The organism is Pseudomonas sp. 57B-090624 (genome assembly GCF_003234055.1).
Classification (GTDB): domain Bacteria; phylum Pseudomonadota; class Gammaproteobacteria; order Pseudomonadales; family Pseudomonadaceae; genus Metapseudomonas; species Metapseudomonas tohonis.
In genome coordinates this window covers 1-20081 of record NZ_QKRU01000098.1, presented here as the reverse complement: position 1 = coordinate 20081, position 20081 = coordinate 1, and the positions used below count along the sequence as shown (strand labels likewise).

Below are 20081 nucleotides of genomic sequence, written 5' to 3'. Positions count from 1 at the left end.
GCGCCCGCCCTTCCCACCTTGCCCGCCTGCTCGCCCTGCTTCTGTCGCTGATCGGCCTCGCCCTGCTGATCGGCGGCATCCGCCTGGTCTGGGTCGGCGGCTCCTGGTACTACCCGCTGACCGGTGCAGCCCTGCTGCTGACCGGCTTCCTGCTGTGGAACGGCCTCGGCTCGGCGCTGCTGGTGTTCGCCGCGATGCTCATCGCCTCCACCGCCTGGGCCCTCTGGGAAGTCGGCCTGGACTGGTGGCAACTGGTCCCGCGCCTGGCCCTGTGGTTCGGCCTCGGCGTGCTGCTGTTGCTGCCCTGGACGCGGCGCGGCCTGGCCGGTGGCACCTCGCCGGCCAACGGTGGCGCGCTGCTGGTGGCGGTGCTGCTGGCCGGCGCCGTGGCACTGCTCAGCCAGTTCACCGAACCCCACCGCCAGGAAGGCGAGATCAGCCGGGCCGACCCCGCGCCCGCCGCCGGCGAGCCGCCCATGCCCGAAGGCGACTGGCAGGCCTACGGGCGCAGCAATGCCGGCGACCGCTACTCGCCCCTGGCGCAGATCACCCCGGAAAACGTCCACAAGCTGGAGCTGGCCTGGAGCTACCGCACCGGCGATCTGCCCGGCCCCGACGACCCGCAGGAAACCACCGCCGAAAACACCCCGCTGAAGGCCAACGGCATGCTCTACGTGTGCACCCCGCACAGCCAGGTGATCGCCCTGGACCCGGACAGCGGCCGCGAGATCTGGCGCTTCGACCCGAAGATCAGCACGCAGCACGCCGACAGCTTCAAGGGCTGGGCGCACATGACCTGCCGGGGCGTCGCCTACCACCAGCAAGACACCCCCGGCGACGGCAAGCGCTGCGAGCGGCGCCTGTTCCTGCCCACCGCCGACACCCGCCTGATGGCCCTGGACGCCGATGACGGCAAGCCCTGCGAGGAGTTCGGCGAGAAGGGGTCCATCGACCTCACGCGCGGCATCGGCAGCTTCACCCCGGGCGGCTACTACTCCACCTCGCCGCCCGGCGTCAGCCGTGACCTGGTGATCATCGGCGGCCACGTCACCGACAACGTTTCCGAGGACGAGCCTTCGGGCGTGATCCGCGCCTACGACGTGCGCGACGGCCACCTGGTGTGGAACTGGGATGCCGGCAACCCCGACGACACCGCCCCGCTGGCCGAGGGCCGCACCTACACCCGCAACTCGCCGAACATGTGGTCGGTGATGAGCCTGGACGAGCAGCTCGGCCTGCTCTACCTGCCCATGGGCAACCAGACCCCGGACCAGTGGGGCGGCCGCCGTACCCCCGCATCGGAGAAATACAGCGCCGGCGTCACCGCCCTGGAGATCGCCACCGGCAAGGTGCGCTGGACCTTCCAGATGACCCACCACGACCTCTGGGACATGGACGTCGGTGGCCAGCCCACCCTGGTCGACCTGCCGCCGCAGAAGGCCGGCGATGCCCCGCGCCCGGCGCTGATCGCCTCCACCAAGCAGGGCAGCCTCTACGTGCTCGACCGGCGCACCGGCGAGCCCATCGTCCCGGTGAAGGAAACCCCTGTGCCCCAGGGCGCGGCCAAGGGCGACTTCACCGCGCCGACCCAGCCCATGTCGGCACTCAACCTGATGCCCCCGCCGCTGCAGGAGCGCGACATGTGGGGCGGCACGCCGATCGACCAGATGCTCTGCCGCATCGCCTTCCGCTCGCTGCGCTACGAAGGCATCTACACCCCGCCCTCCGAGCAGGGCAGCCTGGTCTACCCCGGCAATTTCGGGGTCTTCGACTGGGGCGGCATCGCGGTGGACCCGGTGCGCCAGATCGCCTTCCTCAACCCCAGCTACATGGCCTTCACCTCGAAACTGGTGCCTGAAGGCCGCGCCGCCGATGAACCTGCGCGCAAGAGCGAGATCGAAGGCGTACAGCCGAACAAGGGCGCGCCCTTCGGCGCCCTGCTCTCGCCGCTGCTGTCCCCCCTCGGGCTGCCCTGCCAGTCGCCGCCCTGGGGCTACGTCGCGGGCCTGGACCTGACCACCATGAACGTCGCCTGGAAACACAAGAACGGCACGGTGCGCGACAGCTCGCCGATCCCCATCCCGCTCCCCATGGGCGTGCCCAGCCTGGGCGGCAGCGTGATCACCGGCGGCGGCGTCGCCTTCCTCGCCGGCACGCTCGACCAGTACCTGCGCGCCTATGACGTGCGCAATGGCGAGCAGCTCTGGGAAGGCCGCCTGCCCGCCGGCGGCCAGGCCACGCCCATGAGCTACACCGGCAAGGACGGTCGCCAGTACGTGCTGATCGTCGCCGGTGGCCACGGCTCACTGCACACCCGCCAGGGCGACCATGTCCTGGCCTTCGCCCTGCCCAAGGAATGATCGATGCCGCGTAACGTCCCACTGCTCTTGTGCACCCTGACCCTGCTCGCCGGATGCGCCGGGCGCCCTCCCGTCGACACCACCCAGTTGCTGGTCGGCTGCGCGGGCGCGGCCTGCCCCGGCATCCAGCGCTTCGCCTTCGACGGCGCCCAGGGCCGGCTGACGGAACGGCCGCTGCAGACCCTGCCCAGCGCCAACCCCTCGTGGCTGGTGCTCTCGGCGGATGGCAGCCAGCTGTTCGCCACCAACGAGAACCCGCCCCGGGGGCGCGACCCGGCCGGCCAGGTCAGCAGCTTCGCCATCGGCGCGGGCGCCGAGCGCAGCCTCACGCCACTCAGCCAGGTGGCGACCCGGGGTGCCGAGCCGACCCATGCCAGCCTCAGCGAGGACGGGCGCTTCCTCTTCGTCGCCCACTACGGCACCCGGCCCACGCCCGGAGGCAGCCTCGCGGTGATCCCGGTCACGGCCCACGGCACCCTGGGCGCCGTGGCCCAGCAGGTGCGCCAGAGCTTTTCCAGGCGCGGCTCGCAGCGCCAGGGCTCCTCGCACATGCACGCGGCGGTGCCGGTTGGCGGCTACCTGTTCGTCACCGACCTGGGCGCCGACAAGGTCTACGCCTACCGCTACGACGGGGATGAACCGAAGAAGCCGCTGCAGGCCGCCAGGCCCGGCGCCTTCGCCTTGCCCAAGGGCAGCGGCCCGCGCCACCTGGCGTTCGACAGGAGCGGCACGCGCGCCTACCTGAGCCTTGAGCTGTCCAACCAGATCGCCATCCTCGGCCGCGACGAGGCCAGGCTGGAGCAACAGGGCCTGGTCGACCTCGACCCGCCCGGCGCCAACGCCGAGGGCGACCGCCGCCTAGGCGCCATCCACCTGTCGCCGGACGGACGCTTCCTCTACGTCGCCCGCCGTGGGGTGGAGAACCAGATCGTGGTCTATGCGGTGAGCCCCGCCGACGGCAGCCTCAGCGAAGTGCAGCGGCACGCCAGCGGGGGCGAGGAACCTCGCGAATTCACCTTCGCCCCGGACGGGCGCTTCCTGCTGGTGGCCAACCAGAAGAGCGACAGCGTGGCGGTATTCTCCCGTGACCCGCAGAGCGGCCTGCTGGTGGAGCAGGTGCAAGGCATCAGCACCCCCGCTCCCAGCGCCCTGCGCTTCGTCCCGTGATTCAGGCGGCCAGGGCCAGGCCCTGGCACTGCCTCGCACACTCCTCGCACACCTGGGCCAGCCGCTGGCAGTACGCCAGGTCGTGACGCTGGCACTCCGCCGCGCACAGCCGGCACATGCTCGCGCAGAACAGGCCGAATGCGATCACCTGGGCGCTTTGCCGCTCCACCAGCTCCTCCATCAGCAGGCAGCTGTCGGCGCATTCGCGGCTCAGCTCGATGCAGCGCCCCAGGTCCTCGCCGGACTCGTCCAGGCGGCTCTCGGTGACGCACTGCGCGCATGCGCTGGCACACACCACGCAGGCTTCGGCACAGGCTTGGATCTCGGCATTCATGGGCATCTCCATCCAGGGGGCTCATCTACTTCGGCCCCGCCATGGCGCGGCGGTTCAGGAGATTTATGTGCGCCGTAGGTTGGGCTGAGGCATGAAGCCCAACGCAGCAGAGTCGAGCCCCGCTCCGTTGGGCCTCGCTGCGCTCGGCGCCCACCTACAAGCGTGCCATGGCCGCCTGAACATCCACCCGAACCCATCGCCAGGCACCGGGTCACTAACAGGGTCATCGTGATCCGGAGGTTCCCCATGTTGGAAAACTGGCTACCGTACCTGCCGCTGCCCGAACTCAGGGTCCTGCTCACGGCCCTGGTGGTGACGCTGGGCCTCAGCCTGGCCGCACGCGGGGTCATGCGTGTGCTCGTCCGCCTGGCCAAGCCGGTGCTGTTCCTGCGCGAGCTGCTGCAACGGGTGCGTCGGCCGCTCTACCTGCTGCTGCCGCTGCTCGGCCTGCAGACGGTGTGGAGCGCCGCGGACGACGACCTGCTGTTCATCGGCCCGCTGCGCCAGCTCACCTCGATGGCCATCATCGGCACCTTCACCTGGCTCGGCCTGCGCGCGGTGGATGCGGTGCAGCAGGTGATCCTGCTGCACAACCCCGTGGACATCAGCGACAACCTGCGCGCCCGGCGCATCCAGACCCAGACCCGCGTGCTGGTGCGCACCCTGAGCTTCTTCGTGCTGCTGTTCGGGGCCGCCACCATGCTCATGACCTTCCCCACCGCGCGGCAGTTCGGCACCAGCCTGCTGGCCTCGGCCGGGGTCGCCGGGCTGGCGGTGGGCTTCGCCGCCAAGCCGGTGCTGGGCAACCTGATCGCCGGGCTGCAGATCGCCATCACCCAGCCCATCCGCCTGGATGACGTGGTGATCGTCGAGAACGAATGGGGGCGCATCGAGGAAATCACCGGCACCTACGTGGTGGTGCGCATCTGGGACGACCGCCGCCTGGTGGTGCCGCTGCAGTGGTTCATCGAGAACCCCTTCCAGAACTGGACGCGGGTCAGTTCCTCGATCACCGGCGCGGTGGTGCTCTGGGCCGACTACGAAATGCCGCTGGACCCGCTGCGCCAGGAGCTGGAGCGCCTGTGCAAGGAAGCGCCGCAACTCTGGGACGGGCGCGTCAGCGTGCTGCAACTGGTGGACGCCAACGAACGCGCCATCCAGCTGCGGGTGCTGGTCAGCTCCATCGACTCCTCGCGCAACTGGGACCTGCGCTGCTACCTGCGCGAGAACCTGATCAACTTCATCGCCCACCGCTACCCGCACTGCCTGCCGCAACTGCGCGCCGAACTGTCCCGCAGTGCCGCGCCCGAACTGGGCGGCCGCCACCCGGAGCCCATCGTCGAACCCGAGCGCCAGCCGCCGGTGTGAATCAGCCGCCGGCCGCCTCGATGGGCAGCTTCGCGGCGACGGCCTGGCGCAGGCGCTCGTAGTAGTAGGGCAATTGCAGCAGGCCATGCCGGGCGGCCGCCTCGCGCACCTGGTTGCGCTGGCCATCGAAGCGCAACTGCTCGCTGACCACCCAGGGCTCGCCGTCCATCAGCATGGCGCAGGCGAAGCACACCAGGCCGTCCATCTCGCCTTCGGCCTCGGCCAGCCCGGTATTGGCCAGCGCCACGCTGGCCTCGCTGTTGTCCAGGGCGCCCAGGGCCATCTCCCGCGCCACCTCCTCGCTGGTCAGGCCGTAGCGGGCGATGGTGCCCGGGGCCACGCCCAGGCATTGCTGCTTGGCCTCGGGCGAATAGGCGACATAGCCCCGATCCAGCACCGCACCGCAACCGGGCACCCCCGCCAGCAGGGACGCCATCATCCCCCCGGTGCAGGATTCGGCGGTGACCAGGGACAGCTGGTACTTCTCGAGGAAACTCACAACCTGCTCGACGCTCTGCATGACGGCCTCCGGGGAATGGCTGTGCCTGTGTAGTGGCTTAGGGATGCACCGGAGCTGCCGAGTTCCCACTATCCACCGGTGCAGGCGACGGGCGCGCCCGTCGTGGGAGCGAAATTCATCCGCGATGCTGCAGCCGACGACAACCCTCATCGCCAACGTTCCCCGACGGCCGGCCGGAGGGAAAAATAGTCGAAACTTCTCCGCTCCGCGCCCGGTCAGGGTTTATGTGGGGATGTGACGTCTGTGCTGGGTTTCCAAGCTCATCTTTCCATCTGGCACCGGCTCGAGAAGCGGTGCAGGAACGATGACCCGCGCACGGACGGTGAGACTGCATCCCCCTATTCAGGGATTTTGGATAGCGGAGGATGATATGGGAAATGCTGTAGCGAGCGCTCAGCTCGGGGGTTTGAGTTCCGTGACCAATCGCCCCCAGCTGCATGTTGAAAGCCTGCACACCAACAAGAAAAGAATTCTGTTCGTCACCTCGGAGTTCGCCGATCTGGTCAAGGTCGGCGGCCTGGGGGACGTTTCCGCTGCACTGCCCAGGGCCCTGGCTTCCCGACATGACGTTCGCGTCCTCATCCCCGGCTACCGGCAGGTGCTGGAGAGCGGCAACCCGATCCGCGTGATCGGCCGGGTGCCGGGGCATGCCGCCCTGCCCGCCTGCCGCATCGGCCGCATGGACCTCAAGGACGGCCTGATCGTCTACGTCATCCTCTGCCCCGAGCTCTACGAGCGCGAAGGCACGCCCTATGGCGACGCCGAGGGCCGCGACTGGCCGGACAACCACATCCGCTTCGCCCGCCTGGGCCTGGCCGCCGCCGAGCTGGCCGCCGGCACCGCCTGCCTCAGCTGGTGCCCGGAGCTGATCCACGCCAACGACTGGCCCGCCGGCCTCGCCCCTGCGTACATGGCCTGGCGCGGGCAGACCACGCCCAGCGTGTTCACCATCCACAACCTCGCCTACCAGGGCCTGATCGACCCGCAGTGCAGCCCGGAGCTGGGCCTGCCGCCGGAAGCCTGCAGCCACGAAAGCATGGAGTTCTACGGCAAGCTGTCGTTCCTCAAGGCCGGCATCGCCCATGCCAGCCACGTGACCACCGTGAGCGAGAACTACGCCCACGAGATCACCACCGAGGACTTCGGCTGCGGCCTGGAAGGCATGCTCAAGCACCGTGTCGACCAGGGCCAGCTCAGCGGCATCACCAACGGCATCGACGAGAGCTGGGACCCGCGTACCGACGAGCACCTGGTGGCCAGCTTCAGCGCCCAGCTGTGGCAGGGCAAGCGCGAGAACCGCGAGTACGTGGAGAAGCTCTTCGACCTGGAGCCGGGCGACGGCCCCCTGTTCGCCGTGGTCTCGCGTCTGGTGCAGCAGAAAGGCATCGACCTGACCCTGGAGATCGCCGCCGCCATCGTCGCCGGCGGCGGTCGCATGGCCATCATCGGGCGCGGCGAGCCGGCCCTGGAGTCGGCCATGCAGGACCTCGCCCAGCGCCACCCGCGCCGCATCGGCGTGCACGTCGGCTTCAACGAGACCGATGCCCGGCGCATGTTCGCCGGCAGCGACTTCCTGCTGATGCCCTCGCGCTTCGAACCCTGCGGCCTGAGCCAGATGTATGCCCAGCGCTTCGGCTCGCTGCCCATCGCCCGGCGCACCGGCGGCCTGGCCGACACCATCGAGGATGGCGTCACCGGCTTCCTGTTCCGCGAGGCCGATGCCGCCAGCTACCTGGATGCCGTGCAGCGCGCGCTCAACGTCTACCGCCACCCCGAGCTGCTCAACGCCATGCGCTGCCAGGCCATGGCCTCGCCGCTCTACTGGCACCAGTCGGTCAAGCCCTATGACCGCCTGTACAAGCGGCTGCTCAAGGCCGGCTCGATGACGCTGCAGGCAGGGGGTCAGGCTTGATGTTTCCCTTGACGCGCAGCCATGGGGCGCTGCTCGAGGAAGACGGCACCACACGCTTCGCCCTCTGGGCACCGGATGCCGGCTCCGTCGAGGTGGAGCTGGCCGACGGCAGCCGCCACCCGCTGCGCGCCCACGGCGAAGGCTGGCATTGCAGCCGCCTGCCCCTGGGCGCCGGCACCCTCTACCGCTACCTGATCGACGGGCACCTGCGCGTGCCCGACCCGGCCTCGCGGGCCCAGGAGGACGGCCCCCACAGCTTCAGCCGGGTGGTCGATCCCAAGGCCTACCGCTGGCGTCACGCCGACTGGCGGGGCCGCCCCTGGCACGAGGCGGTGATCTACGAACTGCATGTCGGCCTGCTCGGCGGCTTCGACCGCGTCGAGGCACTGCTGCCCGGGCTCAAGGAACTGGGCGTCACCGCCATCGAGCTGATGCCCCTGGGGGAATTCCCCGGTGCACGCAACTGGGGCTACGACGGCGTGCTGCCCTTCGCACCGGACAGCTCCTACGGCCCGCCCGAGGCGCTCAAGCGGCTCATCGACAGCGCCCACGGCCTGGGCCTGATGGTGTTCATCGACGTCGTCTACAACCACTTCGGGCCCGACGGCAACTACCTCGGCCAGTACGCCGGGGCCTTCTTCAACCGCGAACGCAAGACCCCCTGGGGCCCGGCCATCGACTTCCGCCAGGTGCAGGTGCGCGACTTCTTCTGCGAGAACGCCCTGATGTGGGTGCTGGACTACCGCGTCGACGGCCTGCGCTTCGACGCCGTGCACGCCATCGCCGAGAAGGATTTCCTGGTGGAGATGGCCGGCCGCCTGCGCGCCGCCGTCGGCAAGGGCCGCCACCTGCACCTGGTGCTGGAGAACGAGGACAACGACGTCGACCTGCTGGAAAAGGGCTACGACGCGCAGTGGAACGACGACGGCCACAACGTGCTGCACGCCCTGCTCACCGGCGAACGCGAGGGCTACTACGCCGATTTCGCCACGGAAACCACCAGCAAGCTGGCGCGCTGCCTCGGCGAAGGCTTCGTCTACCAGGGCGAGTCCACCCGGCGCGGCCACCTGCGCGGGCAGTCCAGCGCACACCTGCCGCCGACCGCCTTCGTGCTGTTCCTGCAGAACCACGACCAGGTCGGCAACCGTGCCTTCGGCGAGCGCCTGGCCAGCCTGGCCGAGCCCGACGAACTCAAGGCCGCCACCGCCCTGCTGTTGCTCAGCCCGATGATCCCGCTGCTGTTCATGGGCGAGGAATGGGGCTCGCGCCAACCCTTCCTGTTCTTCACCTCGCACAACGAGGAACTGGGCCGCGCAGTGCGCGACGGACGGCGCAACGAGTTCCGCGAGTTCGCGGTGTTCGCCGACGAGCAGATCCGCCGGAGCATTCCCGACCCCAACGCCCTGGGCACCTTCACCGGCTCCATCCCCGACTGCGCCACCTGCACCGAGCCCGGCCAGCAGGCCTGGCGCGTCTATTACCGGCGCCTGCTGGAGCTGCGCCACGCGCAACTGGTGCCACGCCTGCCCGGCAGCCAGGCCATCGGCACCCGGGTGCTGGAGGAAAAGGCCGTATCGGCCAGCTGGCGCCTGGGTGACGGCAGCCTGCTGCGCATCGACCTCAACCTCGCCTCCGCCCCGGTACGTGCACCGCTGCCGCACGACGGCGCGCGGGTGATCTTCTCCAACCGCATGGACCTGGACGACTACCGCCAGGGCCTGCTGGCGCCGCGCAGCGTCGCCGTGACCCTGGAGGACAGCGCATGAGCGACGCCCTGTTGGCCGACCTGGCCGGTGCCGCCGGCCTCAGCATCCACTGGACCGACGCCGACGGCCGCCCGCAGCAGGTGGCCCCCGAGGCCCAGCGCGCGCTGCTCGAAGCCCTCGGCTACCCGGCGCAGAGCGAGCAGCAGATCCACGCCAGCCTCGCCCACATCGAGCAGCAGCGCGGCAGCGCCACCCTCGCTCCCCTGCTGACGCTGGACCAGGGCCAGCCGCTGTCGCTGGCCCGGCATTTCGCCGCCGGCACCCCCTTTGCGCTGCAGCTCGAGGACGGCACCCGGGTCGACGCCCGCCTCGACCACGAAGGCCGCCTGCCCGCCATCGCCGCCTGCGGCTACCAGCGCCTGCTGATCGGCGACCAGGCGCTGACCCTGGCCGTGGCCCCGCCGGCCTGCCAGAGCGTGGCCCAGCTCTGCGACCACCAGCGCCGGCACATCTGGGGGCTCACCGCGCAGCTGTATTCCCTGCGCCGCCCCGGCGACGGCGGCCTGGGCGACACCCAGGCGCTGGAGGAACTGGCCCGCAGCGCCGCCGCCAAGGGCGCCGACGCCATCGCCCTGAGCCCGGTGCACGCCATGTTCAGTGCCAACAGCCACACCTACAGCCCCTACTCGCCCTCCAGCCGCCTGCTGTTCAACGCGCTGCACGCAGCCCCCGGCGGCATCCTCGGCGAGCGTGCCATGCAGCAGGCGATCGCCGCCTGCGGCCTGGGTGCCGAGCTGGCGCGCCTGGAAGCCCAGCCGCTGATCGACTGGCCCGCCGTGGCCAGCAGCCGCCAGGCCATCCTGCGTGCGCTGTTCGACGGCTTCAGCGGCCCGGAGAACGCCTTCAGCGCCGACTTCGCCAGCTTCCGCGAGCACGGCGGCGACGCCTTGCTGCAGCACTGCCGCTTCGAGGCCCTGCACGGCTTCATGAGCCGCAGCGGCCTGCCCACCGACTGGCGCGTCTGGCCCGAGCAGTACCGCGACCCCCAGCACGAGGCGGTGCTGCGCTTCGCCGCCGAGCACGAGCAGGAAGTCACCTTCCACGCCTTCTGCCAGTGGCTGATCGCCCGTGGCCTGGACCGCGTGCAGAGCGCTGCCCGGGGCGCGGGGATGAAGATCGGCCTGATCGCCGACCTCGCCGTGGGGGCCGACGGTGCCGGCAGCCAGGCCTGGGCGCGCCAGGCCGAATTGCTGCCCGCCGTGACCGTGGGTGCCCCGCCGGACATCCTCAACCGCTCCGGGCAGAGCTGGGGGGTCTCGGCCTTCTCCCCGGAGGGCCTGCAACGCCACGGCTACCGCGCCTTCATCGAGATGCTCCAGGCCAACCTGGCCCACGCCGGCGGCATCCGCATCGACCACGTCATGGGCCTCAAGCGCCTCTGGGTGCTGCCCCAGGGCGCCCCGCCGGAAGCCGGCGCCTACCTCAACTACCCGCTGCAGGACCTGCTGCGCCTGCTGTCGCTGGAGTCCTTCCGCCACCGCGCCCTGGTCATCGGCGAAGACCTCGGCACCGTGCCCGCCGGCCTGCGTGAAGAATTGGCGCAGCGGATGATCCTCGGCATGCGCGTGCTGCAGTTCGAGCAGGCCGACGGCCGCTTCCTGCCGCCCCACAGCTGGCCCCGCGACGCCCTCGCCACCACCACCACCCACGACCTGCCGAGCATGCGCGGCTGGCTCCTGGGGCGCGACATCGAGTGGCGCGAGGTCACCGGCCAGCGCAGCGCCGAGCACAGCCATGGCGACCGCGAGGCCCGCACGCGGGAAAAGCTCGCGCTGACCACCGCGCTCCACGCCAGCGACCCGAGCCACGGCCCGGACAGCGACAGCGAGGCGCAGCTGGAAGCCTGCATCGGCTTCGTCGGCCGCACCCCCGCGCCCCTGGTGCTGCTGCCCCTGGAAGACGTGATGGGCAGCGAGGAACAACCCAACCTGCCCGGTCCCGGCGACCAGCACCCCAACTGGCGGCGACGCTGGAGCGAACCGGCCGCCAGCATGCTCGACGGCCCGGGCCCCAGCCGCCGCCTGCAACGCCTCGACGACGCACGCCGCCAGCTGGAGGGCCAAGGCCATGAATGAAGTCCGCGCCACCCTGCGCCTGCAGTTCCACCGGGGCTTCACCCTCGACGACGCCGTGCCCCTGGTGCATTACTTCGCCCGCCTGGGCATCAGCCATGTCTACGCCTCGCCGCTGCTCACCGCGCGCAAGGGTTCCGTGCACGGCTACGACGTGGTCGACCCCACCCGGGTCAACCCCGAGCTGGGTGGCGAAGCGGCGCTCGAGCGCCTGGTCGCCGCCCTGCGCGAGCAGCGCATGGGGCTGATCCTCGACATCGTCTCCAACCACATGGCCGTGGGCGGTGACGACAACCCCTGGTGGCTCGACGTGCTCGAATGGGGCCGGAGCAGCCCCTACGCGCAGTTCTTCGACATCCAGTGGCGCTCCCACGACCCGTTGCTGCGCGGCCAGCTGCTGGTGCCCTTCCTGCGCAGCGACTACGGCGAGGTGCTGGCGGCCGGCGAGATCGCCCTGCGCTACGACGCCGGGGACGGCAGCCTCTACGCCCAGCACTTCGACCATCGCTTCCCCCTCACCCCGCCCAGCTACGGCGAATTGCTGCGGGCCAGCGGCGAGCCGTCCCTGGCGGACCTCGCGGCGCGCTTCGAGGCCCTGGACGGGCAACCCGACGCCTGGCAACAGGCACGGGAGCTGCGCCGCCAACTGGCCGAAGCCACCCCGGACGACGCGCCCCTGGCCTGCGCCCTGGAGCATTACCACGCCGACACGCCGCAAGGCCTGGAGCGCCTGCACCGGCTGCTCGAGCGCCAGCACTACCGCCTGGCCAGCTGGCGCACCGCCGCCGACGACATCAACTGGCGGCGCTTCTTCGACATCAACGAACTGGGCGGCCTGCGCGTCGAGCGCCCCGAGGTGTTCGAAGCCACCCATGCCAAGGTCTTCGAGCTGATCGAAGCGGGCCTGGTGGACGGCCTGCGCATCGACCACGTGGATGGCCTGGCCGACCCGCGCGGCTACTGCCGCCGCCTGCGCCGGCGCGTCGAGGGCCTGCTGGACACGCGCCCGCGCGCCCTGCTCGGCCAGCACTTCCCGATCTACGTCGAGAAGATCCTCGGCCCGGGCGAACGCCTGGCCGGCGACTGGGGCGTGGACGGCACCACCGGCTACGAATTCATGAACCAGGTGTCCCTGCTGCAGCACTCGCCCCTGGGCGAGCTGCAGCTCAACGCCCTGTGGAGCACCTTGAGTGGCCGCTCCGGGCGCTTCCAGGACGAGGTGCTGGAAGCCCGCCAACTGGTGCTCACCAGCTCCCTGGCGGGCGATCTGGAGAACCTCGCCCAGGGCCTGCTGCTGGTGGCGCGCGAGGACATCGCCACCCGCGACCTGACCCTGGGCGCCATCCGCCGCGCGCTGCTGGAACTCATCGTGCATTTCCCGGTGTACCGCACCTATGCCGGTGCCTGCGGCCGCTCCGAGCAGGACCGCCGCGTCTTCGAGCAGGCCCTGGCCGGTGCCCGCAGCACCCTGGGCGAGGCCGACCAGCCGCTGTTGCAGCACCTGGACCGCTGGCTCGGCGGCCAGCCCCTGCGCGAGGTGCCGCCCGGCCCGCAGCGCAAGCAGCGGCGCAAGGTCCTGGCGCGCTTCCAGCAGCTCACCTCGCCGGCCGCCGCCAAGGCCGTGGAGGACACCGCCTGCTACCGCTCGGCAGTGCTGCTCTCGCGCAACGACGTGGGCTTCGACCCGCAGCAGTTCAGCGGCTCGGTCGCCGAGTTCCACGCCCAGTGCCTGGCGCGCTCGCAGCACTTCCCCGGCAACCTGCTGACCACCGCCACCCACGACCACAAGCGCGGCGAGGACAACCGCGCGCGCCTGGCGGTGCTCAGCGAGCGCTCCGCCTGGTTCGCCGCCCGCTGCGAGCACTGGCGGCGCCTGGCAGCGCCGCTGCGCGAGGTGCTGGACAGCGACGGCGCCCCCAGCGCGGCGGACGAGCTGATGCTCTACCAGTGCCTGCTCGGCAGCTGGCCGCTGGACCTCGACGCCGACGACCGCCACGCCCTGGAGGCCTACCTGGAGCGCCTGCTGCGCTGGCAGGAGAAGGCCCTGCGCGAGGCCAAGCTGCACAGCAGCTGGAGCGCCCCCAACGCCGCCTATGAAGTGGCCTGCCGCACCTTCCTGCACGACCTGCTGGCGCGCGACACCGCCCGCGAGCTGCGCATCGACATCGCCGCCGCGGCCAACGCCATCGCCGCCGCCGGCGCCCTCAACGGACTCGCCCAGTGCCTGCTGCGCATGACCACGCCCGGCATCCCCGACCTCTACCAGGGCACCGAATTCTGGGACTTCAGCCTGGTGGACCCGGACAACCGCCGCGAAGTGGACTTCGCCCGCCGCATCGACGCCCTCACCGAACCGGCCGACCAGCACCAGCTGATCGAGCACTGGCGCGATGGCCGCATCAAGCAATGGCTGATCTCCACCGTGCTCTCGGTGCGCTATGCCCGCGCCGACCTCTTCGCCCGGGGCGACTACCAGCCGCTGCCGGTGGAGGGCGAGCACGCCGAGCAGCTGCTGGCCTTCGCCCGCAGCCACGGCGGCGACTACCTGGTGGTGCTGGTGCCGCGCCTGGCCAGCGGGCTGCTGGACGAGGCCGTCACGCCCCACATCCCGCCAGCACGCTGGGGCGACACCCGCGTGGTGCTGCCCGCCGCCATTGCCGAGGGCGCGCTCACCGGCGTGTTCTCCAGCGCGCCGCTGCACCCCGTCGATGGGCGCATCGCCGTGGCGCAGGCGCTGGCGGACTTCCCCGTCAACCTCTTGTGTTTCAGACCTCACCAGGAGCCACAGCCATGAGTGCAGAAGAACAGCGCATCCGCGAATTCGCCTACCAGATCTGGGAATCGGAGGGCCGACCCACGGGCCAGGAAGCCCGTCACTGGGAAATGGCGCGCAAGCTCGCCGAGTCGGAAACCCGCGGCGAGCGCCCGCCGGCGCCCAAGCCGCGCCGGGTCAGCAAACCCAAGGAGGTCCCGACCAGCACGCCCACCGAGGCCCTCGCCGCCCCGCCGGCACCGCGCAAGCCACGTGCCGCCAAGGCCGCCACCGAAGAAAAACCCGCGCTGCTGAAAAAGCCGCGTGCCGCCAAGGCCACGCCCAAGGCGCCGAAAGCCTGAACCCCACCGAGTCGTTTGAGGAGAAGCACCAATGAGCAGGCAACGCTCACGGATAACCGAAGGCCACCCCTTTCCCCTGGGCGCCACCTGGGACGGCCTGGGGGTCAACTTCGCGCTGTTTTCCGCCCATGCCACCAAGGTGGAGCTCTGCCTGTTCGACGCCAAGGGCGAGCGTGAACTGGAGCGTATCGAACTGCCCGAATACACCGACGAGATCTGGCACGGCTACCTGCCCGACGCCCACCCCGGGCAGATCTACGGCTACCGCGTGCACGGCCCCTACGAGCCCGACGCCGGCCACCGCTTCAACCCCAACAAGCTGCTGGTCGACCCCTATGCCCGCCAGTTGATGGGCGGGCTGCGCTGGTCCGAGGCGCTGTTCGGCTACACCATCGGCCACAAGGACGGCGACCTGTCGTTCGACGAGCGCGACAGCGCGCCCTTCGTGCCCAAGTCCAAGGTCATCGACCCCGCCTTCACCTGGCCCGAGCAGAAGGCGGTGCGCGTGCCCTGGGACGCCACGGTGATCTACGAGGCCCACCTGCGCGGCACCAGCATGCGCCACCCCGCCGTGCCCAAGCACCTGCGCGGCACCTGCGCCGGGCTGATGAACGCCGAACTGCTGCAGCACATCCGCTCCCTGGGCATCACCACCATCGAGCTGCTGCCGGTCCACGGCTTCGTCAACGACCAGCACCTGCTGGAAAAGGGCATGAACAACTACTGGGGCTACAACAGCCTGGCCTTCTTCGCGCCCCATGCGGCCTACCTCGCCAGCGGCCACATCAACGAATTCAAGGAAATGGTCGCGCACCTGCACGACGCCGGCCTGGAGCTGATCCTGGACGTGGTCTACAACCACACAGCCGAAGGCAACGAGCTGGGCCCGACCCTGTGCATGCGCGGCATCGACAACGCCACCTACTACCGCCTGCTGCCCGACAACCGCCGCCACTACATCAACGACTCGGGCACCGGCAACACCCTCGACCTCAGCCACCCCTGCGTGCTGCAGATGGTCACCGACTCGCTGCGCTACTGGGCCACCGAGATGCGCGTCGACGGCTTCCGCTTCGACCTCGCCACCATCCTCGGTCGCCATGCCCACGGTTTCGACGAGCGCCACGGCTTCCTCGTCGCCTGCCGCCAGGACCCGGTGCTGAGCAAGCTCAAGCTGATCGCCGAGCCCTGGGACTGCGGCCCGGGCGGCTACCAGGTGGGCGGTTTCCCGCCCGGCTGGGTGGAGTGGAACGACCGCTTCCGCGACACCGTGCGGGCCTTCTGGCGCGGCGACAACGGCCAGGTCGCCGGGCTCGCCAGCCGCCTCACCGCCTCGGGCGACCTGTTCAACCAGCGCGGCCGCCGGCCCTACGCCTCGGTCAACTTCGTCACCGCCCACGACGGCTTCACCCTGCGCGATGTGGTCAGCTACGACCACAAGCACAACGAGGCCAACGACGAAGGCAACCGCGACGGCAGCGACAACAACTACTCCTGGAACCACGGCGTCGAAGGCCCCACCGACGACCCGGACATCCGCGAGCTGCGCCTGCGCCAGATGCGCAACATGCTGGCCACGCTGCTGCTCTCGCAGGGCACGCCGATGCTGGTGGCGGGCGACGAGTTCAGCCGCACCCAGCAGGGCAACAACAACGTCTACTGCCAGGACAACGAGCTGGGCTGGATCGACTGGGAACTCGACGACGAGGGCCGCAGCCTGCTGGACTTCACCCGGCGGCTGATCAGCCTGCGCCGCGCCTACCCGATCCTGCGTCGCGGCCGCTTCCTGGTGGGCGAGTACAACGAGGAACTCGGGGTCAAGGACGTCACCTGGCTGTCGACCTGCGGCAACGAGATGACCGAGGAGCAATGGCAGGACGGCAACGCCCGCTGCCTGGGCATGCTCATGGACGGCCGCGCGCAACCCACCGGCATCCGCCGCAGTGGCGCCGACGCCACCCTCCTGCTGCTGCTCAACGCCCACCACGACGTGGTCAACTTCCGCCTGCCGGAAGTGGCCCAGGGCACCGCCTGGACGCTGCTGCTGGACACCAACCGTCCCGACGACCGTTCCCTGGAGCGCTTCGAGTTCGACGCCGAGTTCACCCTCACCAACCGCTCGCTGCTGCTCTTCGAGCTGCAACGGGAGAACGGCTGATGGGGAGCGCCCCGGCCTGCTCCGCCGACCGCCTGGAAGGCGACCTGGCGGAGTACCCGCGCCCGGGCGCCGACACTCCCGAGCTCGGCCGTCGCCTGGCCGCGCTGGTGGCGGCGGGCCTCGACCACCTGCCCCGGCCAGGCGGCGGTGCCACCCTGCAGCGCTGGCAGGCGCTGGCCCGGGTCGCCGCCCGTGACCTGGGCCTGTGCAAGCTCTACGAAGGCCACACCGACGCCCTGGCCATCCTCCACGAACTCGGCGCCGAGGCGCCGCCGCCCGGCAGCACCTGGGGCGTCTGGGCCGCCGAGCCCGCGCAGGCGCGGGTGCGCATCAACGCCCGCACCTCGCAGCAGGACGTGCGCCTGGACGGCACCAAGGCCTGGTGCTCCGGCGCCGCCGTGCTCAGCCACGCGCTGCTCACCGGCTGGAACGAAGCCGGCCACCAGCAGCTGGTGGCCGTGGCCCTGGACCAGCCCGGGGTGCGCATCGCCACGGGCGGCTGGAACGCGGTGGGCATGGCCGCCACCGGCAGCGTCGCGGTGCACTTCGAGCAGGCCCGCGCCCACTGCATCGGGCCGGCCGGCGGCTACCTGGAGCGCCCCGGCTTCTGGCACGGCGGCGCCGGCATCGCCGCCTGCTGGCTGGGTGCCGCCCAGGCCCTGGGCGAGGCGCTGAGGGCGCATTGCGCGGGCCATGACGAACCCCACGCCCTCGCCCACCTGGGCGCCCTGGACGCACAGCTCTACGCCGCCGCCTGCACCCTGCGCGACTGCGCCGCCTGGATCGACCGCCAACCGCGCGCCGACGCCCAGATCCCGGTGCGGCGCCTGCGGGCGATCTGCGAAGGCGCCGCCGAGGCCGCCATCCTGCATGTCGGCCACGCCCTGGGCGCGGCGCCCTACTGCCTCGACCCGAACCTGGCACGGCTGCTCGCCGACCTGCCGGTGTACCTGCGCCAGAGCCATGCCGAACGTGACCTCGCCGCCCTCGGCCGCCTCGCCGCCGCAGAACCACAAGGGAGCTGGATGCCATGAGAGCGCCCCTCATCCACGGCGACGGAACGCCGCTGCAGGCCTGGAACGCCTCGCAGCACCTGAGCCTGGTGCCGACCATTCGCTGCGAGCGCCTGGTGCCGCCGGAAGCCCGCGCGGTGATCGTCGCGCCGCACCCGGACGACGAGGTGCTCGGCTGTGGCGGCCTGCTGCAGCAGCTGTTCCAGCTGGGCCGCCAGGTGCTGCTGATCTCGGTCACCGACGGCAGCGCCAGCCACCCCGGCTCGCCCTACTGGACGGCGCACCGCCTCGGCATCGTACGCCCCCAGGAAAGCGCCGAGGCGCTGCATCGCCTGGGCATCCCGGTGGCCGAGCTGAAGTGGCTGCGCGGCGGCTTCCCCGACACCGGCGTCGGGCGCCACCTGGGCGAGCTCAAGCGCTTCCTCGCCACCTACCTGCAGCCCTCGGACGTGGTCTTCACCACCTGGCGCGAGGACGGCCACGCCGACCATGAGGCGGTGGGGCTGGCCACCCTCGAAGTCGGCAGCGAGATCGGCGCGCTGGTCCACGAGGTGCCCATCTGGGCCTGGCACTGGGCGAGCCCGGAAGACCCGCGCATCCCCTGGGAGCGCGCGCGCAAGGTCGAGCTCGACATCTGGACCCTGGCCCGCAAGCGCCACGCCGTGCAGGCCTTCGCCAGCCAGCTGTACGCCGACCCCGGTGGTGGCCAGCCGGTGCTCGGCAGCGCCAGCCTGGAACGCCTGCAGCAACCCTTCGAGCTGTTCTTCCTATGAGTGTGGCCGACACCTACTTCGACAGGCTCTATCAGGACAGCCGCGACCCATGGGCCTTCCGCCGCCGCTGGTACGAAAAGCGCAAGCGCAGCCTGGTGCTGGCCGCCCTGCCCCGAGGCTTCTACGGCAAGGTGTTCGAGCCCGGCTGCAGCAACGGCGAGCTGAGCCTGCGCCTGGCCGAACGCTGCCACGACCTGCTGTGCTGCGACACCTCGGCGCGCGCCGTGGAACTGGCCGCCCAGCGCCTGGCCAACAAGCCCAACGTGCGCCTTTTGCAGGCGCGCCTGCCGCAGCAGTGGCCCAGGGGGCGCTTCGACCTGATCGTCCTCAGCGAGCTGTGCTACTACCTCGACGCCGGCGACCTCGACCGCCTGATCACGCATTGCCTGGCGTCGCTGAACCGCAGCGGCACCCTGCTGGCCTGCCATTGGCGGCCGGAGATCGACGGCTGCCCGCTGACCGGCGACGAAGTCCATGAGCGCCTGGCCCGGGGCCTGGGCATGCCGCGCCTGCTGCGCCATGAAGAGCCCGACCTGCTGCTGGAGGTCTGGTGCCACGACGCCACCTCGGTGGCCGAGCGCGAGGGGCTGCGGGAGCGCGGTGCATGATCGGCGTCGTCATCCCGGTGCACAACGAGGAACGGCTGCTGGGCGCCTGCATCGAATCGGTGCTGGCGGCGGCCGCCCACCCCGGCCTCGGCGGCGAACCGGTCCGCGTACTGGCCGTGCTGGATGCCTGCAGCGACGGCTCCGCCGCCATCGCCGAGGCCGCCGGCATCGCCACCCTGGCCATCGACGCGCGCAACGTCGGCCAGGCCCGAGCCGCCGGCGTGCACCTGCTGCTGGACGAGGGCGCGCGCTGGATCGCCTGCACCGACGCCGACAGCATCGCCGGCACCAACTGGCTGGTCGCACAGCTGGCCCTGGGGGCCGACGTGGTCTGCGGCACCGTGCGCATCGCCCAGTGGGACGCCATCCACCTCGACGCCCAGGCGCGCTACCACGCCCACTACCACCAGCACGACGACCACCGCCACGTGCACGGCGCCAACCTCGGCTTCAGCGCCGAGGCCTACCTGCGTGCCGGCGGCTTCCCGCCCCTGGCCGCCCACGAGGACCTGCACCTGGTGCGCGCCTTCGAACGCAGCGGCGCACGCATCTCCTGGAGCAGCAGCCCCGCCGTGCACACCAGCGCCCGCCTCGACGCCCGCGCCCCGGAGGGCTTCGCCGCGTTCCTGCGGGGGTTGTTGTAGGAGCGAATTCATTGGCTCTGTCTGCGTTAAGTGTTGCTAGAAGAATTGAGCCCAGCTGATTGCCGAGCTCTGGTGATGTTTCTGGTTTCGCCCCCCCGGGCGAGTCTCTTTCTTCAGTCGCCAAGAAAGAAACCAAAGAGGCTTGCCGGTATGACTCACCCACATAGGTGACAAATCGGTTCAACCACATGGGTAACAGTTTTTAACCTAGCGGGGTTCCCTCCGGAGGGTGCCCCATGCCTTGGCGAGAGCTGAAACCTATGGACGAAAAA

General features: G+C 70.7%; 15 protein-coding genes. 13 read left to right on the top strand and 2 right to left on the bottom strand.

Annotation, left to right across the window (positions count from 1 at the left end):
• Nucleotides 1-26 precede the first annotated feature (26 nt).
• Both DMX10_RS29355 and DMX10_RS29350 read left to right on the top strand, forming a co-directional pair.
• Complete coding sequence (locus tag DMX10_RS29355; RefSeq protein ID WP_256604882.1) at nt 27-2360, top strand: glucose/quinate/shikimate family membrane-bound PQQ-dependent dehydrogenase; 2334 nt, start codon at nt 27-29, stop codon at nt 2358-2360.
• A gap of 3 nt (nt 2361-2363) precedes the next feature.
• Nucleotides 2364-3527 carry a lactonase family protein gene (locus tag DMX10_RS29350; protein ID WP_111264419.1) on the top strand — a complete coding sequence of 388 codons (1164 nt, stop codon included), beginning with the start codon at nt 2364-2366 and terminating at the stop codon, nt 3525-3527.
• 1 nt (nt 3528) lies between these two features.
• Here DMX10_RS29350 and DMX10_RS29345 read toward each other — a convergent pair whose 3' ends face one another.
• A complete protein-coding gene (locus tag DMX10_RS29345; protein WP_111264418.1) occupies nt 3529-3861 on the bottom strand; it encodes a four-helix bundle copper-binding protein in 333 nt (110 codons plus the stop codon).
• A gap of 246 nt (nt 3862-4107) precedes the next feature.
• Here DMX10_RS29345 and DMX10_RS29340 point away from each other — a divergent pair, with 246 nt between their 5' ends.
• Nucleotides 4108-5229: a mechanosensitive ion channel family protein gene (locus DMX10_RS29340; protein WP_111264417.1), complete on the top strand. Its 1122-nt coding sequence runs from the start codon at nt 4108-4110 to the stop codon at nt 5227-5229.
• Nucleotide 5230: 1 nt separating this feature from the next.
• Here DMX10_RS29340 and DMX10_RS29335 read toward each other — a convergent pair whose 3' ends face one another.
• The gene (locus DMX10_RS29335) at nt 5231-5749 is read right to left on the bottom strand and encodes a CinA family protein (protein ID WP_111264416.1); all 519 of its coding nucleotides are present in this window, start codon (nt 5747-5749) and stop codon (nt 5231-5233) included.
• Between the two features lie 370 nt (nt 5750-6119).
• Here DMX10_RS29335 and glgA point away from each other — a divergent pair, with 370 nt between their 5' ends.
• Genes glgA through DMX10_RS29285 form a run of 10 tightly spaced genes read left to right on the top strand, consistent with a single transcriptional unit; the run spans nt 6120 to nt 19809 of the window.
• Entirely contained in the window at nt 6120-7661 is a 1542-nt protein-coding gene (glgA, locus tag DMX10_RS29330; protein WP_111264415.1) for a glycogen synthase GlgA, read from the top strand.
• Nucleotides 7661-9427: a malto-oligosyltrehalose trehalohydrolase gene (treZ, locus tag DMX10_RS29325; RefSeq protein ID WP_111264414.1), complete on the top strand. Its 1767-nt coding sequence runs from the start codon at nt 7661-7663 to the stop codon at nt 9425-9427. The genes glgA and treZ overlap by 1 nt, the downstream gene beginning before the upstream one ends.
• Nucleotides 9424-11502 (top strand): 4-alpha-glucanotransferase, encoded by a 2079-nt coding sequence (malQ, locus tag DMX10_RS29320; protein WP_111264413.1) that lies wholly within the window; start codon nt 9424-9426, stop codon nt 11500-11502. Before treZ ends, malQ begins: the two co-directional genes overlap by 4 nt.
• The gene (locus DMX10_RS29315) at nt 11495-14293 is read left to right on the top strand and encodes a malto-oligosyltrehalose synthase (RefSeq protein WP_111264412.1); all 2799 of its coding nucleotides are present in this window, start codon (nt 11495-11497) and stop codon (nt 14291-14293) included. Before malQ ends, DMX10_RS29315 begins: the two co-directional genes overlap by 8 nt.
• Complete coding sequence (locus DMX10_RS29310) at nt 14290-14613, top strand: DUF2934 domain-containing protein (protein WP_111264411.1); 324 nt, start codon at nt 14290-14292, stop codon at nt 14611-14613. The genes DMX10_RS29315 and DMX10_RS29310 overlap by 4 nt, the downstream gene beginning before the upstream one ends.
• A 31-nt stretch (nt 14614-14644) precedes the next feature.
• Nucleotides 14645-16771 (top strand): glycogen debranching protein GlgX, encoded by a 2127-nt coding sequence (gene glgX, locus DMX10_RS29305; protein ID WP_111264410.1) that lies wholly within the window; start codon nt 14645-14647, stop codon nt 16769-16771.
• Entirely contained in the window at nt 16771-17805 is a 1035-nt protein-coding gene (locus tag DMX10_RS29300; RefSeq protein ID WP_236204932.1) for an acyl-CoA dehydrogenase family protein, read from the top strand. Before glgX ends, DMX10_RS29300 begins: the two co-directional genes overlap by 1 nt.
• The gene (locus DMX10_RS29295; protein ID WP_111264409.1) at nt 17802-18557 is read left to right on the top strand and encodes a PIG-L deacetylase family protein; all 756 of its coding nucleotides are present in this window, start codon (nt 17802-17804) and stop codon (nt 18555-18557) included. The genes DMX10_RS29300 and DMX10_RS29295 overlap by 4 nt, the downstream gene beginning before the upstream one ends.
• Nucleotides 18554-19165 carry a bifunctional 2-polyprenyl-6-hydroxyphenol methylase/3-demethylubiquinol 3-O-methyltransferase UbiG gene (locus tag DMX10_RS29290; protein ID WP_111264408.1) on the top strand — a complete coding sequence of 204 codons (612 nt, stop codon included), beginning with the start codon at nt 18554-18556 and terminating at the stop codon, nt 19163-19165. Before DMX10_RS29295 ends, DMX10_RS29290 begins: the two co-directional genes overlap by 4 nt.
• Nucleotides 19162-19809 (top strand): glycosyltransferase family 2 protein, encoded by a 648-nt coding sequence (locus DMX10_RS29285; protein WP_111264407.1) that lies wholly within the window; start codon nt 19162-19164, stop codon nt 19807-19809. Before DMX10_RS29290 ends, DMX10_RS29285 begins: the two co-directional genes overlap by 4 nt.
• Nucleotides 19810-20081: the final 272 nt, after the last annotated feature.

Coding starts and splice junctions, on each gene's coding strand:
- DMX10_RS29350 (WP_111264419.1), top strand. CDS start 2,364: ATGCCGCGTAACGTCCCACTGCTCTTGTGCACCCTGACCCTGCTCGCC.
- DMX10_RS29345 (WP_111264418.1), bottom strand. CDS start 3,861: ATGAATGCCGAGATCCAAGCCTGTGCCGAAGCCTGCGTGGTGTGTGCC.
- DMX10_RS29340 (WP_111264417.1), top strand. CDS start 4,108: ATGTTGGAAAACTGGCTACCGTACCTGCCGCTGCCCGAACTCAGGGTC.
- DMX10_RS29335 (WP_111264416.1), bottom strand. CDS start 5,749: ATGCAGAGCGTCGAGCAGGTTGTGAGTTTCCTCGAGAAGTACCAGCTG.
- glgA (WP_111264415.1), top strand. CDS start 6,120: ATGGGAAATGCTGTAGCGAGCGCTCAGCTCGGGGGTTTGAGTTCCGTG.
- treZ (WP_111264414.1), top strand. CDS start 7,661: ATGTTTCCCTTGACGCGCAGCCATGGGGCGCTGCTCGAGGAAGACGGC.
- malQ (WP_111264413.1), top strand. CDS start 9,424: ATGAGCGACGCCCTGTTGGCCGACCTGGCCGGTGCCGCCGGCCTCAGC.
- DMX10_RS29315 (WP_111264412.1), top strand. CDS start 11,495: ATGAATGAAGTCCGCGCCACCCTGCGCCTGCAGTTCCACCGGGGCTTC.
- DMX10_RS29310 (WP_111264411.1), top strand. CDS start 14,290: ATGAGTGCAGAAGAACAGCGCATCCGCGAATTCGCCTACCAGATCTGG.
- glgX (WP_111264410.1), top strand. CDS start 14,645: ATGAGCAGGCAACGCTCACGGATAACCGAAGGCCACCCCTTTCCCCTG.
- DMX10_RS29300 (WP_236204932.1), top strand. CDS start 16,771: ATGGGGAGCGCCCCGGCCTGCTCCGCCGACCGCCTGGAAGGCGACCTG.
- DMX10_RS29295 (WP_111264409.1), top strand. CDS start 17,802: ATGAGAGCGCCCCTCATCCACGGCGACGGAACGCCGCTGCAGGCCTGG.
- DMX10_RS29290 (WP_111264408.1), top strand. CDS start 18,554: ATGAGTGTGGCCGACACCTACTTCGACAGGCTCTATCAGGACAGCCGC.
- DMX10_RS29285 (WP_111264407.1), top strand. CDS start 19,162: ATGATCGGCGTCGTCATCCCGGTGCACAACGAGGAACGGCTGCTGGGC.